The sequence below is a fragment of the Enterobacter sp. 18A13 genome (assembly GCF_007035975.1).
Taxonomy (GTDB): Bacteria; Pseudomonadota; Gammaproteobacteria; order Enterobacterales; family Enterobacteriaceae; genus Enterobacter; species Enterobacter vonholyi.
In genome coordinates this window covers 4606109-4620606 of sequence record NZ_AP019634.1, presented here as the reverse complement: position 1 = coordinate 4620606, position 14498 = coordinate 4606109, and the positions used below count along the sequence as shown (strand labels likewise).

General features: G+C 55.9%; 12 protein-coding genes. 8 read left to right on the top strand and 4 right to left on the bottom strand.

Features of this window, described 5'->3' with window-relative positions:
* The first annotated feature begins 23 nt into the window (after window positions 1–23).
* On the top strand, window positions 24–1016 hold the full coding sequence (gene asnA / locus FOY93_RS22315) for an aspartate--ammonia ligase (protein ID WP_143345690.1): 993 nt from the start codon (window positions 24–26) through the stop codon (window positions 1014–1016).
* On the opposite strand, the gene viaA is transcribed toward asnA, so the two are convergent.
* Window positions 1017–2468: an ATPase RavA stimulator ViaA gene (gene viaA, locus FOY93_RS22310; RefSeq protein WP_143345689.1), complete on the bottom strand. Its 1452-nt coding sequence runs from the start codon at window positions 2466–2468 to the stop codon at window positions 1017–1019.
* Window positions 2462–3958 carry an ATPase RavA gene (ravA, locus tag FOY93_RS22305; RefSeq protein WP_115876782.1) on the bottom strand — a complete coding sequence of 499 codons (1497 nt, stop codon included), beginning with the start codon at window positions 3956–3958 and terminating at the stop codon, window positions 2462–2464. The genes viaA and ravA overlap by 7 nt, the downstream gene beginning before the upstream one ends.
* 222 nt (window positions 3959–4180) lie before the next feature.
* Between ravA and kup the strand changes: the two genes are divergently transcribed.
* From kup to rbsR, 7 genes are all read left to right on the top strand, one after another.
* Window positions 4181–6049, top strand: coding sequence for a low affinity potassium transporter Kup (gene kup / locus FOY93_RS22300; protein WP_023309781.1), 1869 nt, complete (start codon window positions 4181–4183; stop codon window positions 6047–6049).
* Between the two features lie 216 nt (window positions 6050–6265).
* Window positions 6266–6685, top strand: coding sequence for a D-ribose pyranase (rbsD, locus tag FOY93_RS22295; RefSeq protein ID WP_003862392.1), 420 nt, complete (start codon window positions 6266–6268; stop codon window positions 6683–6685).
* A gap of 7 nt (window positions 6686–6692) precedes the next feature.
* Entirely contained in the window at window positions 6693–8198 is a 1506-nt protein-coding gene (gene rbsA, locus FOY93_RS22290; RefSeq protein ID WP_021242658.1) for a ribose ABC transporter ATP-binding protein RbsA, read from the top strand.
* Window positions 8199–8202: 4 nt separating this feature from the next.
* A complete protein-coding gene (rbsC, locus tag FOY93_RS22285; protein WP_021242657.1) occupies window positions 8203–9168 on the top strand; it encodes a ribose ABC transporter permease in 966 nt (321 codons plus the stop codon).
* A gap of 27 nt (window positions 9169–9195) precedes the next feature.
* Window positions 9196–10086 carry a ribose ABC transporter substrate-binding protein RbsB gene (gene rbsB / locus FOY93_RS22280; protein ID WP_008503498.1) on the top strand — a complete coding sequence of 297 codons (891 nt, stop codon included), beginning with the start codon at window positions 9196–9198 and terminating at the stop codon, window positions 10084–10086.
* Window positions 10087–10193: 107 nt separating this feature from the next.
* Entirely contained in the window at window positions 10194–11123 is a 930-nt protein-coding gene (gene rbsK / locus FOY93_RS22275) for a ribokinase (RefSeq protein WP_133295482.1), read from the top strand.
* Window positions 11124–11126: 3 nt separating this feature from the next.
* On the top strand, window positions 11127–12119 hold the full coding sequence (gene rbsR, locus FOY93_RS22270; RefSeq protein ID WP_111964226.1) for a ribose operon transcriptional repressor RbsR: 993 nt from the start codon (window positions 11127–11129) through the stop codon (window positions 12117–12119).
* Here rbsR and mdtD read toward each other — a convergent pair.
* Together mdtD and FOY93_RS22260 are read right to left on the bottom strand one after the other, a co-directional pair.
* Window positions 12085–13518 carry a multidrug transporter subunit MdtD gene (gene mdtD / locus FOY93_RS22265; protein ID WP_143345688.1) on the bottom strand — a complete coding sequence of 478 codons (1434 nt, stop codon included), beginning with the start codon at window positions 13516–13518 and terminating at the stop codon, window positions 12085–12087. The two genes, rbsR and mdtD, sit on opposite strands and share 35 nt — an antisense overlap.
* Window positions 13515–14222 carry a FadR/GntR family transcriptional regulator gene (locus FOY93_RS22260; protein WP_143345687.1) on the bottom strand — a complete coding sequence of 236 codons (708 nt, stop codon included), beginning with the start codon at window positions 14220–14222 and terminating at the stop codon, window positions 13515–13517. The genes mdtD and FOY93_RS22260 overlap by 4 nt, the downstream gene beginning before the upstream one ends.
* Between the last annotated feature and the right edge of the window lie 276 nt (window positions 14223–14498).

Genomic DNA, 14498 nt, shown 5'->3' with positions numbered 1-14498 from the left:
AACAGGACGCAGGAGTATAAATAATGAAAACCGCTTACATCGCAAAACAACGCCAGATCAGTTTCGTAAAATCCCATTTTTCCCGCCAGCTGGAAGAGAAGCTTGGGCTGATTGAAGTCCAGGCACCGATCCTCAGCCGCGTGGGTGACGGGACGCAGGATAACCTCTCTGGATGCGAAAAAGCGGTACAGGTGAAAGTGAAAACACTGCCAGACGCCCAGTTCGAAGTGGTTCATTCACTGGCGAAGTGGAAGCGTCAGACCCTGGGACAACACGACTTCAGCGCGGGCGAAGGGCTCTACACGCACATGAAAGCCCTTCGCCCTGATGAAGATCGCCTTTCACCGATTCATTCCGTTTACGTTGACCAGTGGGACTGGGAGCGCGTAATGGGTGATGGTGAACGTCATATCGGCACGCTGAAATCCACCGTTGAGGCGATCTACGCCGGGATCAAAGCAACCGAAGCGGTAGTGAGCAAAGAGTTTGGTCTGGCAACGTTCCTGCCGGATACGATCCACTTTGTCCACAGCCAGGAACTGCTGACCCGTTTCCCGGATCTGGATGCCAAAGGCCGTGAGCGTGCGATCGCCAAAGAATTAGGTGCTGTGTTCCTGATCGGTATCGGCGGCAAATTGTCTGATGGCAAACGCCACGACGTTCGTGCGCCTGATTATGATGACTGGAGTACTGCGGGTGAGGGCGAATTTGCCGGGCTGAACGGCGATATTCTTGTCTGGAACCCGATACTGGAAGACGCATTCGAGCTCTCTTCTATGGGGATCCGCGTGGATGCTGACGCGCTGAAGCGCCAGCTGGCGGTCACCGGTGATGTAGACCGTCTCAAACTCGAGTGGCACCAGGCGCTGCTGCGCGGCGAAATGCCGCAGACGATTGGCGGCGGTATCGGCCAGTCCCGTCTGACCATGCTGCTGCTGCAATTACCTCATATCGGTCAGGTTCAGTGTGGCGTCTGGCCGCAGCAGGTACGTGAAAGCGTTGGCTCTCTTCTGTAATTAACGCTGCCAGCGTCTGAGCAGGCGGCTACGCAGCCCGGTATCAAAGCGCCAGATATGATCGAAGATGCGCATGATGCCGGGTTTTCCATGGGCGGACATCGCCACCGCATGAAAACCGTGTTGATGCACCCTCTGTAATTCCTTCACCTTATTGACCACATCATCCGGCAGCCGCTGGGCAATAAAATCGGAAATCACCACTGCGTCAGCGTCGTACCAGTCGCCGCCCTGCATACGCTCCACAATGCTGCGAAAACAGCTTGCCAGATCGGTTCCACCGCGAAAACGCTGGCTCAGGAAGCGGATTGCCTGCTCGATCCCCTGCTGGTTCGTCAGCTCATAGCCCACGACTTCGCTGGAGAACAGCATGATGAAGCAGCGACGGCGATCGGCGAGCGCCACGCGCATCAGTGCCAGACAGAACGCCTTCGCACACTGCTCGTTAAACCCACCCATCGATCCGGACGTATCCACGCAAACGATGAATGGCCCGCGCGGCTGTTCATCAAAATCCTGATGAACCACAGGGCGCTGGCTTACCTTCTCGCGCCAGGCTTCGCCGTGCAGCCGGTAGGTGAGGAGCTGTTTTTCCACCAGCCGACGGTAAAACTCATACTCCAGCTCGGTCATCCCGAGCGTGCTCAGTTCCGTGGGCAGCAGGCGTAAAATGTCATCACTCTGCTGGAGCCCGTCGACCTGCTCCGGCACGGTAGCCGGTTCGCGCACCAGGGTGCGGAAGGTCTCCATGGGGGCATCTTTCTTTGGGACCGACTTTGCCTCCCTTGAGCGACCCAGCTGTTCTGCAAGCTTCATCAGCTCGGGCTGCTGCGCCAGAAAATCGCCGTATTTGACGATCAGCTGATAGTCCCCGCGCCGGAGCTGACCGGCGCTCATATCCCAGAGACGCCCTGCGGCGTTTTCATTCTCCACCAGCACCTGCTCAAGCTGGCCGCTTAAGGTCATGCGCTCCTGAACTTCACTGAGCAGCTGTTCGCGCTCTTCGTCCAGCAGCTGCTGGTTTAGCGTCGTGGCCTGCACCACCAGGCTGAGGCGCCAGCGCTGTAAGAAGAGGGTGTGCAGTGCGGGAGTGAACGTGGCGTTATCCGTGACCAGCGCCCGGGCCTGGCTGGCAAACGGAGAGTGGACCTTGTCGAGCAGCGTCAGGGTTTGCGGAAGCTGAACGATAAACTGCGATGTGGAGAGCCGCTGGCACTGCTGATAACAGGCCACCTCTTCCGTTAGCTCAGGCGGAACTTCGGTCTCCCTGAACCGCTGACGCAAATTTTCCCGCCAGCGCGGAAGATCGTCCGTCATCGCCTTTTTGAGCTTCGGAAATTTTTCAAAGAAGGCTGCCAGCTGCGGCGAAGCCAGAAGGGTTATGACCACTTCTTCGATCAACCCTTCCTCGCTGACGGCCAGCATGACGTTAAGCGTATCCAGGGTTAGCATTGACGCGCCTGTTTAATCTGCGCGCTGACGTCCTGCAGGCTGGCTTCGATGCGACCTAACCAGTCGCTATGAATAAAGAGGCACTTTTGCTGCTCGCTAAAGCGGGTGTGCTGCTGGTGCCATTCCGTATCCAGCGCTTCCAGCTGCTGCTTAATCTCCTCGGGGACGCTGTCAGAGGCGGTTCCCGGCAGCGCGAGACGCGAGCCCTGCAGGCTGACGTCGCGGATCACCAGGTGCTGGCTGCTGTCCACTTCCATATTCAGCGGCTGCGCGAAACCGATGCCGTTGAGCTTTCCACGGATCTCTCCGCCCTTATCCAGCCACTGTGCCAGCGCCTCGCGCTCAATCGTCACATGCACCACCTGCATATCATGCAGCTTAAGCGGCTGTTGGAGCAGCAGGGTCAGCGTCGGGCTGGTGAGTTCGGTGGGTAATTCATAGTGCGGTTTGCGTGCGAACATCCCCCCCAGGCGATTCACTTTCAGCGCGGTTTTATCACTTTGCTGCTGCTGAAGCTGGATGCGCCGCTGGGCAATCGCCCCCAACTGATTGAGCATCGCCTGCTGTCCCCAGGCGTGTCCGGTCATCAAAACGTCAAGCTGCTGCTGCATCAGGTTCATGCCTTCCGCGTCGTGCCAGAGGCAGTCTTTCAGCAGGATCAGATCGATGGGCGCCACGGCATCGCGGCCGCTGAACAGGGCGCTGGCCTGCAGCAGACGGATCGCTTTTTTCCAGCGGCGATCGGAGACATAGGGCGCCGAGGGAAGGTGATCAAGCTGCTGACGAAGCAGATAGATCAGCTCGAATACCGCGTCCGGCAATTTGATTTTGCCAATATCCTGCTGCCACTGGTGGTACTCCTCATCCGTCACCTGCAGCGAAGCGGGTACCGGATTTTCGCTCTCGTCCTGCTGGCTGACCAGCATGGAGCGGAAGTTGGATTTATCCTGTACTTTGTCCAGCCACAGGCGGATCAGCATACGGTCATACAGCGCTTCCAGGCTGCTGTCGGCTTCAGGCAGTTCGTTTGAGGCGGCCACCAGCAGGCGCATTGGGATTTTTTCTTCACTGGCGCCGTTGCGGAACCGACGTTCGTTTATCGCCGTGAGCAGGGTGTTCAGAATGGCCGGTCCCGCTTTCCAGATCTCATCAAGAAAGACAATTTCAGCCTCCGGAAGATACCCTTCTGTCAGACGCTGATAGCGCCCCTCATCTTTCAGTGCCTGAATGGAAAGCGGGCCAAAAACTTCTTCTGGGGTGGAAAACCGGGTCATGAGATATTCGAAGGCGCGGGCGTTCTGAAAAGCAAATTTTAGCCTGCGGGCAATCAGGCTTTTGGCAATGCCCGGCGGACCCAGCAAAAACACGCTCTCGCCGCTCAACGCCGCCAGTAAACAGAGGCGAATGGCGTGGCTACGCTCGAAAAGGCCTTTCTCCAGCGCGCTGCTAAGGCGGGAAATTCTTTCTGCTAATAAATGTGAGTGAGCCATAATAGTTTTGCATCCTTTCGCCGTCGTGGCGGCCAATTGAAGCGAGTATAGACGTTTCAGTCAGGGCTGGTAATAGACTGAAGTGCGGCGCAATTTTCTTTGCGCTACATTAATGCGGTTGCATTTAGGGGTACGATTTTGCAATGAATCGTGCATACTGTGCGCTTTTTGTGGGCCAAGGGACCAGGAACACATTTGTTATTTAAACGAAAAGACTAGTCTATGAGCACTGATAATAAGCAATCATTACCCGCAATAACGCTTGCGGCGATCGGGGTTGTCTACGGTGATATTGGCACCAGCCCGCTTTATACGCTTCGTGAATGTCTGTCCGGCCAGTTTGGCTTTGGTGTTGAGCGCGATGCCGTATTTGGCTTCCTGTCCCTCATCTTCTGGCTGCTGATCCTGGTGGTTTCCGTTAAATATCTCTCCTTCGTTATGCGTGCTGATAACGCAGGTGAAGGTGGGATCCTGACCCTGATGTCCCTGGCAGGGCGCAATACGTCAGCCAGGATGACGTCCGTTCTGGTGATTATCGGCCTGATTGGCGGCAGCTTCTTCTATGGGGAAGTGGTGATAACGCCGGCTATTTCGGTGCTCTCGGCGATAGAGGGGCTGGAGATCATTGCGCCGCAGCTCGATTCATGGGTTGTTCCTTTGGCCATTATTGTCCTGACGCTGCTGTTTATGATCCAGAAGCACGGTACCGGGCTGGTGGGCAAACTGTTTGCGCCGATTATGCTGGCCTGGTTCCTGATCCTGGCCGCGCTTGGTTTGCGCAGCATTATCGCGAATCCGGAAGTGCTGCATGCGCTGAACCCTTACTGGGCCGTGCATTTCTTCCTTGAATACAAAGTGGTTTCCTTCGTGGCGCTGGGTGCCGTCGTGCTCTCCATTACCGGCGTTGAAGCGCTATATGCTGACATGGGGCACTTCGGGAAACTGCCTATCCGCGTGGCATGGTTTATTGTGGTGCTGCCGTCGCTGGTGCTGAACTACTTTGGCCAGGGCGCGCTGTTACTTAAAAATCCGGAAGCGATCAAGAACCCGTTCTTCCTGCTGGCGCCTGACTGGGCGCTGGTGCCGATGCTGATTCTGGCGACGCTGGCGACCGTCATTGCCTCTCAGGCGGTGATTTCCGGCGTGTTTTCTCTGACGCGCCAGGCCGTGCGTCTGGGGTATCTCTCTCCGATGCGCATCATCCATACCTCTGAGATGGAGTCGGGCCAGATCTACATCCCGTTCGTTAACTGGCTGCTCTACTTCGCTGTTGTGATTGTTATCGTCAGCTTCGAGCACTCCAGCAACCTGGCGGCGGCGTACGGTATTGCGGTAACCGGTACGATGGTGCTGACATCGCTTCTCTCCACCACAGTGGCGTACCGAAACTGGCACTGGAATAAATTCCTCGTGGCGATGATTCTGGTGGGCTTCCTGTGCATTGACGTGCCGCTGTTCTCCGCAAACCTCGACAAGATTGTCTCCGGCGGCTGGCTGCCGCTGACGCTGGGTCTGGTGATGTTCATCGTCATGACCACCTGGAAAAGCGAGCGTTTCCGTCTGCTGCGCCGCATGCACGAGCACGGGAACTCTCTTGAGGCGATGATCGCTTCTCTGGAGAAATCCCCGCCGGTCCGCGTGCCGGGCACCGCGGTGTACATGTCTCGCGCCCTGAACGTCATTCCCTTCGCGCTGATGCATAACCTCAAGCACAACAAAGTGCTGCACGAGCGCGTGATCCTGCTGACGCTGCGCACTGAAGATGCGCCTTACGTTCACAACGTGCGTCGCGTGCAAATCGAGCAGCTCTCCCCGACATTCTGGCGCGTGGTGGCGAGCTACGGCTGGCGTGAAACGCCAAATGTGGAAGAGGTGTTCCACCGCTGCGGTCTTGAAGGGCTGAGCTGCCGGATGATGGAGACGTCGTTCTTTATGTCTCACGAATCGCTTATCATCGGCAAGCGCCCTTGGTATTTGCGCCTGCGCGGCAAACTGTACCTGATCCTGCAGCGTAACGCCCTGCGCGCGCCTGACCAGTTTGAGATCCCGCCTAACCGCGTGATAGAGCTGGGTACGCAGGTCGAGATTTAAGTCCTTTCGAAAATGCCGGGTGGCGCTGCGCTTACCCGGCCTACCAAACCCGTAGGCCCTTGCAAGCGAAGCGCCGTCGGGCTATTTCTCCCATCAATATTTCACTTAGCGAAACGTTTCGACGTCGATCACAAATCTGTTACGTCATGATGGTTTTCTGAACATTTCTGGCGCTACACTACTTTTAGCGAAACGTTTCGCTAGTGGAGCAAGAAAATGAAGAAAGGCACGGTACTCAACTCAGAAATCTCATCGGTTATTTCCCGCCTTGGGCATACCGATACGCTGGTGGTTTGCGATGCAGGCTTACCGGTTCCGCGCAGCACAACCCGTATTGATATGGCGTTAACGCAGGGTGTTCCTTCGTTTATGCAGGTACTGGAAGTCGTGACGGCGGAGATGCAGGTTGAGGCAGCCATTCTCGCGGCGGAAATCAAACAACATAATCCGCAACTCCACGAAACGTTGCTCAGCCATATTGAGCAACTGCAACAACACCAGGGAAACACCATAGAAATTCGTTACACAACGCACGAGCAGTTCAAACAACAAACCGCAGACAGTCAGGCGGTAATTCGCAGCGGGGAGTGTTCCCCGTATGCGAATATCATTCTCTGTGCTGGCGTCACCTTCTGAGGCCATCATGGACGCATTACTGCAACTCAAAGGGATCGATAAGTCGTTCCCGGGCGTAAAAGCCCTCTCCGGCGCGGCGCTGAACGTCTACCCCGGGCGCGTAATGGCGCTGGTGGGGGAAAACGGCGCCGGCAAATCCACCATGATGAAAGTGCTAACCGGTATCTATCAACGCGATGCCGGTTCACTCCTCTGGCTGGGTAAAGAAACCACCTTCACTGGCCCGAAATCTTCTCAGGAAGCAGGTATCGGCATTATTCACCAGGAGCTGAACCTGATCCCGCAGCTCACCATTGCGGAAAACATCTTCCTCGGCCGCGAGTTTGTTAACCGGTTCGGCAAAATCGACTGGAAAACTATGTATGCTGAAGCGGACAAGCTGCTGGCGAAGCTGAACCTGCGCTTTAAGAGCGACCGTCTGGTAGGCGATTTGTCGATTGGCGATCAGCAGATGGTGGAAATCGCGAAGGTGCTGAGCTTTGAGTCGAAGGTCATCATTATGGATGAACCGACCGACGCCCTGACCGATACTGAAACCGAATCCCTGTTCCGCGTTATCCGCGAGCTGAAGTCGCAGGGGCGCGGGATTGTCTATATCTCTCACCGCATGAAAGAGATCTTCGAGATCTGCGACGACGTCACCGTTTTCCGCGACGGGCAGTTTATTGCCGAGCGCGAAGTGGCCACGCTGACCGAAGATACGCTCATTGAAATGATGGTGGGACGTAAGCTTGAAGATCAATATCCGCATCTGGATAAAGCGCCGGGAGAGATCCGCCTGAAGGTGGACAACCTCTGCGGTCCGGGTGTGAACGACGTGACCTTTACCCTGCGCCAGGGCGAGATCCTGGGCGTGGCGGGCCTGATGGGAGCGGGACGTACCGAGCTGATGAAAGTGTTGTACGGCGCACTGCCGCGCACCAGCGGTTATGTCACCCTTGACGGCCATGAAGTGGTCACCCGCTCTCCGCAGGATGGTCTGGCGAACGGCATCGTCTATATCTCCGAAGACCGCAAACGCGATGGCCTGGTGCTGGGCATGTCGGTAAAAGAGAACATGTCCCTGACCGCGCTGCGCTATTTCAGCCATAGCGGTGGAAGCCTGAAGCATAAAGACGAACAGCAGGCGGTCAGCGATTTTATCCGCCTCTTTAACGTCAAAACCCCGTCGATGGAGCAGGCGATTGGCCTGTTATCCGGCGGGAATCAGCAGAAAGTGGCGATTGCGCGCGGGTTGATGACGCGCCCGAAAGTGCTGATCCTCGACGAGCCAACCCGCGGCGTGGACGTGGGCGCGAAGAAAGAGATCTATCAGCTGATTAACCAGTTTAAGGCCGACGGTCTGAGCATCATTCTGGTCTCTTCCGAGATGCCAGAAGTATTAGGCATGAGCGATCGCATTATCGTTATGCATGAAGGGCATCTCGGCGGTGAATTCACTCGCGAGCAGGCCACCCAGGAAGTTCTGATGGCTGCCGCTGTGGGCAAGCTTAATCGCGTGAATCAGGAGTAAGAAGATGACTACCCAGGCTGTTTCTGGTCGCCGCTATTTCACAAAGGCGTGGCTCATGGAGCAAAAATCGCTGATTGCCCTGCTGGTGCTGATCGCGATTGTATCGACCATGAGTCCGAACTTTTTCACCGTTAATAACCTGTTCAACATTCTGCAGCAGACGTCGGTGAATGCCATTATGGCGGTCGGCATGACGCTGGTAATTTTGACCTCAGGTATCGATCTGTCCGTCGGTTCCCTGCTGGCCCTTACCGGCGCGATCGCCGCTTCGCTTGTCGGGATTGAAGTCAACGCGCTGGTGGCCGTGGCCGCGGCCCTGGCGGCAGGGGCCGCGATTGGCGCCGTCACCGGCGTGATTGTGGCAAAAGGTCGCGTTCAGGCATTCATCGCCACGCTGGTGATGATGCTGCTGCTGCGCGGGGTGACCATGGTTTATACCAACGGCAGCCCGGTCAATACCGGCTTCACCGATAACGCCGATCTGTTTGGCTGGTTCGGTATCGGTCGCCCGCTGGGTGTTCCGACACCGGTCTGGATCATGGCTATCGTCTTCCTGGCGGCGTGGTACATGCTGCACCATACCCGTCTGGGCCGTTATATTTATGCGCTGGGCGGTAACGAAGCGGCAACGCGCCTGTCCGGTATCAGCGTTAATAAAGTCAAAGTTATCGTCTACTCCCTGTGCGGTCTGCTGGCGTCACTGGCGGGCATTATCGAAGTGGCGCGCCTCTCTTCCGCGCAGCCGACGGCGGGTACGGGGTATGAGCTGGATGCTATCGCGGCAGTGGTTCTGGGCGGTACGAGTCTTGCGGGCGGTAAAGGTCGCATTGTTGGGACATTGATCGGCGCACTGATTCTCGGTTTCCTGAATAATGGTTTGAATTTGTTAGGTGTTTCCTCCTATTACCAGATGATCGTTAAGGCAGTGGTGATTTTGCTGGCGGTACTGGTAGACAACAAAAAACAGTAACTGACGACACTACAGGACATCTTAGATATGAACATGAAAAAACTGGCTACCCTGGTTTCTGCTGTCGCGCTGAGCGCAACCGTAAGTGCTAACGCCATGGCGAAAGATACCATCGCGCTGGTTGTCTCAACCCTGAACAACCCGTTCTTCGTCTCCCTGAAGGACGGTGCGCAGAAAGAAGCGGACAAGCTGGGCTACAACCTGGTGGTGCTGGATTCACAGAACAACCCGGCGAAAGAGCTGGCTAACGTTCAGGACTTAACCGTTCGTGGCACCAAAATTCTGCTGATCAACCCAACCGACTCTGACGCCGTAGGCAACGCCGTGAAGATGGCAAACCAGGCGAAAATTCCGGTGATCACCCTGGACCGTCAGGCAACCAAAGGCGACGTGGTGAGCCACATTGCGTCTGATAACGTGCTGGGCGGCAAAATCGCGGGTGATTACATCGCGAAGAAAGCTGGCGAAGGCGCGAAAGTTATCGAACTGCAGGGGATTGCCGGTACGTCTGCCGCCCGCGAGCGTGGCGAAGGCTTCCAGCAGGCTGTGGCCGCACACAAATTCAACGTGCTGGCGAGCCAGCCAGCAGACTTCGATCGTACCAAAGGTCTGAACGTCATGCAGAACCTGCTGACCGCACACCCTGATGTGCAGGCGGTCTTCGCGCAGAACGACGAAATGGCGCTCGGTGCGCTGCGTGCTCTGCAGACTGCAGGTAAATCTGATGTGATGGTTGTCGGATTTGACGGCACGCCGGATGGTGAAAAAGCAGTAAACGATGGCAAACTGGCTGCGACCATCGCTCAGCTGCCTGAGCAGATTGGCGCCACTGGCGTTGAAACTGCCGACAAAGTGCTGAAGGGCGAAAAAGTTCAGGCTAAATACCCGGTTGACCTGAAGCTGGTCATCAAGCAGTAAAAGGCGAATCAGGCAGTCGCTGGCTGCCTGAGGGACACCAATAAAAGAAAAGTGTGGCATACGCCACCGGGTAACACCGGTGGCGCTCTCAGATGGACAACCCAACCATGAAAACCGCAGGCAACCTCGTCGTCCTTGGCAGTATCAATGCCGATCACATTCTTAACCTTGAATCGTTCCCTGCACCGGGCGAAACCGTCACGGGTAATCAGTATCAGGTGGCATTTGGCGGTAAAGGTGCCAACCAGGCCGTGGCCGCGGGTCGCAGTGGGGCGAATATTGCGTTTATCGCCTGCACGGGTGATGACGATACCGGTGAGCGTGTACGCAAGCAGCTCGCGAGCGACAACATTGATATCGCACCGGTCAGCGTTGTTGCAGAGGAATCTACCGGCGTGGCGCTGATTTTCGTCAACGCTGAAGGTGAGAATGTCATCGGTATTCATGCTGGGGCTAACGCTGCGCTGACGACGGAGCGCGTAGAAGCGCAACATGCAAGCATCGCCGGAGCGGAAGCCCTGCTCATGCAGCTGGAATCACCGGTTGAAAGCGTGCTGGCCGCCGCAAAAATTGCGCATGAAAATCATACCACTGTTGTACTGAACCCGGCCCCAGCACGTGTATTATCAGACGAGCTGCTGGCGCTGGTGGACATCATTACGCCGAACGAAACCGAAGCCGAAAAGCTGACGGGCATTCGCGTAGAAAATGATGACGATGCCGCACGAGCCGCGCGTGCACTGCATGATAAGGGCATCGGCACCGTAATTATCACCCTTGGCAGCCGTGGGGTGTGGGCAAGCGTCAATGGCGAAGGCCGTCGCGTGCCGGGCTTTAAGGTCAAAGCGATTGATACCATTGCAGCGGGAGACACCTTCAATGGTGCACTGGTGACCGCGCTGCTGGAAGGCAAGAAAATGGATGACGCTATTCGCTTCGCTCACGCCGCTGCCGCGATTGCGGTGACGCGCAAGGGCGCCCAGCCTTCCGTTCCGTGGCGTAAAGAGATCGATGAATTCTTAAGTCAGCAGGGGTAACGCTTGGCTACAATGAAAGATGTCGCCCGTATGGCGGGCGTTTCTACCTCGACGGTATCCCACGTCATTAATAAAGATCGCTTCGTCAGCGAGGCGATTCGGGAAAAAGTCGAAGCTGCGGTAAAAGAACTCAACTATGCGCCGTCTGCGCTGGCGCGCAGCCTTAAGCTCAATCAGACGCGCACCATCGGTATGCTGATCACCGCAAGTACCAACCCCTTTTATTCAGAACTGGTTCGCGGCGTGGAGCGCAGCTGCTTCGAGCGCGGCTACAGCCTGGTGCTGTGTAACACCGAAGGTGACGAGCAGCGCATGAATCGTAACCTGGAGACGCTGATGCAAAAACGCGTCGACGGGCTACTGTTGCTCTGCACCGAAACGCACCAGCCCTCGAAAGAGATCATCCAGCGCTATCCTTCTATTCCCACCGTGATGATGGACTGGGCCCCATTCGACGGAACCAGCGATCTCATTCAGGATAACTCCCTGCTGGGTGGTGATATGGCGACTCAGTATCTGATTGATAAAGGCTATACCCGCATCGCCTGTATTACCGGTCCGCTGGATAAAACCCCGGCGCGTTTGCGTCTGGAAGGGTATCTCTCCGCCATGGATCGAGCAGGGCTCGCCATTCCTGATGGCTACCGGATCACTGGTGATTTCGAATTTAACGGTGGCTTCGAGGCAATGCAGAAACTGCTGACGCAAGCGCAGCGCCCGCAGGCGGTCTTTATTGGTAATGATGCGATGGCGTTTGGTGCCTATCAGGCGTTGTACCAGGCGGGGCTACGCGTGCCGGACGATATGGCGGTGATTGGCTACGATGATATTGAACTTGCCCGCTACATGACGCCGCCGCTGACTACTATTCATCAGCCGAAGGATGAACTGGGAGAGCTGGCCATAGATGTGTTGATCCACCGTATGGCGCAGCCCACGCTGCAGCAACAACGCCTGCAGCTTACTCCTGTTCTGATGGAACGCGGTTCGGTTTAGCTTTCTCTTTATGACGCTCTTTAATCAGGTTTCTGCCGTCTTTCGGTTTTAACAGCATAAAGACCAGCGCCGATACCACGGTAAGTGCGCCCATGGTAATAAAGGTATAGTGGAACTGCTCAACGGTATTTGCGTTGTCAAAACCCTCATAAAACCTCAGCACCGCTGCACTCACGGCAACCCCTAAACTGATCGACAGCTGTTGCGTTACCGCCAGCACGCTGTTGCCGCTACTGGCGTTCTCGTCAGTCAGGTCGGCGAGGGTGATGGTGTTCATCGATGTGAACTGCGTCGACATCGCCATGCCCAACACAAACAGCGGCAGGATCAGCATCCAGACGGGTAACGCGGCGGACTGCAGCGAAAACTGCGCAATCATCAAACCGATAAAGACCGTCACGCCAACCAGCGTCTTACGATAGCCAAACCAGCGCAGCACCTGCGTAACGGTTGATTTTGCCAGAATCGAGCCCATTGCCGTGGGCGCCATCATGCAGCCAGCAATCAGGGCCGGGTAGCCGAAACCCACCTGCAGCATCAATGGCATCAGGAACGGCACACAACCCGTCCCCAGACGAGACGCAATGTTGCCTGCAATCCCTACGGAAAAGGTTCGGGTATTAAAGAGCCCCAGGGAGATTAACGGTGTCGGGTGGCGGCGCGCGTGACGTATATAAAGAAGAAATAACAGAATACCGCCCAGGATAACGGAGAGCGCTATCCACGTTGCGACGATCTTCTCGCCAAACAGCTCCATCCCGCTGGAGAATAATACCAGGCTCAGGCCGAACAGGAAAAAGCCGCCCATGTCGAAGCTGCGCCTTGGCGTGGTGAAGTTCGGCATATATTTGCGGGCATACAGCAGCCCCGCAACGCCAATTGGGATATTAATCAGGAAGATCCAGTGCCAGCTTGCCCAGGTGACAAACACGCCACCGAGTACCGGTCCAAGTATCGGGCCAACAAGGCCTGGCATGGTAACGAAGTTGAGCACGGGAAGTAATTCGCTGCGCGGGTAGGCTCGCAGTAGGGCAAGGCGCGCCACGGGCATCATCATCGCGCCGCCGATGCCCTGCAATACGCGGAAGATAACCAGCTCTGTTAATGATGAGGAGAGCGCACAGGCCAGCGAACCGAGCGTAAAGAGCGTTACGGCCAGCATGAAAACTCTGCGGGTGCCAAAGCGGTCGGCCAGCCAGCCGCTGACCGGTATTAACATTGCCACCGTCAGGGTGTAGCTGATGATGGCTGACTGCATCGCCAGTGGGGAACGGTTGAGGCTTTGCGCAATAGCGGGAAGCGCGGTGTTGAGGATGGTGGCATCCAGTGCCTGCATAAAAAACGCCATGGCTGCAATCCACGGCAATCCGGCCATGCTGCGCGCTTTTTTCTTTATCATTTATTTACCTGCTGGTAGGTTGGCGCGGCCAGCAATGCCTGGCACGCACTCAGGGCTCGTTGCCCGTCGCTTTCCTGGATGGCATCCACTATCGCCTGATGCAAATCCAGTTTTACCACTTCGTTTTGTGTAATAGAGGTAAAGTAGGTGTGATACACCGAATGAAATAAAGAGGCAAAAGAGGTAAGGAACGGATTGGCGCTCATCATATAGATGTGTTCATGCCAGGCCATATCGACCTCAACCCAGCGTTCGCGGTTGAAGTGTTTTTTCAGGAACACCATCTCTTCCATCAACGCGTTAAGCTGCGCTTTCTGCTCTGCTGTTCCCAGCGTAGCGGCAAGCAGACATGCCTGAGGTTCAAGGCTGCTGCGCATCACCAGAAAGTGATCGACGACCTGATGAAAGTTATCTTCCGTCATCCACCAGGAGAGCAGCTCCTGATCGAGAAAATTCCAGTTACTCTGTGGCATTACGCGTGTGCCAATGCGAGGACGTGGAAGCACCATACCTTTTGCCGTCAGGGTTTTCACCGCCTCGCGCACGGCGGTACGACTCACCCCAAACTGCTCACCCAGCTCCATTTCACCCGGCAGGATGCTACCGGGGGCATATTTACCCGCTAAAATCCGCTGCGCCAGCTTTTCTGCCAGCACGTACGACAGGTTTTTTTGGGCGGCCAGCTGTTGTGCGCTTAATGGCATCGCTTTTATTCCTTAAAGATACATGCTGATAATTATGCCACCTCGAATGTGATTGTGGTTGCAGATACATCAAATAGAACAATTTGTAGCTTGATTTCACCTCGGGTGGTGAAAAAAAACGCGGATAAAAACTTTTTTTAAATTTCCTCTTGTCACGTCGGAATAACTCCCTATAATGCGCCTCCACTGACACGGAGCAACGGCACACACGCCGCCGGGTCAGCAGAGAATAGTGTAAATAAACGCTTGACTCTGAAGCGGGAAGGCGTAATATGC

What these genes read in the sequence shown, in the direction of transcription:
- asnA (WP_143345690.1), top strand. Translation starts at nt 24, where the DNA reads ATGAAAACCGCTTACATCGCAAAACAACGCCAGATCAGTTTCGTAAAA.
- viaA (WP_143345689.1), bottom strand. Translation starts at nt 2,468, where the DNA reads ATGCTAACCCTGGATACGCTTAACGTCATGCTGGCCGTCAGCGAGGAA.
- ravA (WP_115876782.1), bottom strand. Translation starts at nt 3,958, where the DNA reads ATGGCTCACTCACATTTATTAGCAGAAAGAATTTCCCGCCTTAGCAGC.
- kup (WP_023309781.1), top strand. Translation starts at nt 4,181, where the DNA reads ATGAGCACTGATAATAAGCAATCATTACCCGCAATAACGCTTGCGGCG.
- rbsD (WP_003862392.1), top strand. Translation starts at nt 6,266, where the DNA reads ATGAAGAAAGGCACGGTACTCAACTCAGAAATCTCATCGGTTATTTCC.
- rbsA (WP_021242658.1), top strand. Translation starts at nt 6,693, where the DNA reads ATGGACGCATTACTGCAACTCAAAGGGATCGATAAGTCGTTCCCGGGC.
- rbsC (WP_021242657.1), top strand. Translation starts at nt 8,203, where the DNA reads ATGACTACCCAGGCTGTTTCTGGTCGCCGCTATTTCACAAAGGCGTGG.
- rbsB (WP_008503498.1), top strand. Translation starts at nt 9,196, where the DNA reads ATGAACATGAAAAAACTGGCTACCCTGGTTTCTGCTGTCGCGCTGAGC.
- rbsK (WP_133295482.1), top strand. Translation starts at nt 10,194, where the DNA reads ATGAAAACCGCAGGCAACCTCGTCGTCCTTGGCAGTATCAATGCCGAT.
- mdtD (WP_143345688.1), bottom strand. Translation starts at nt 13,518, where the DNA reads ATGATAAAGAAAAAAGCGCGCAGCATGGCCGGATTGCCGTGGATTGCA.
- FOY93_RS22260 (WP_143345687.1), bottom strand. Translation starts at nt 14,222, where the DNA reads ATGCCATTAAGCGCACAACAGCTGGCCGCCCAAAAAAACCTGTCGTAC.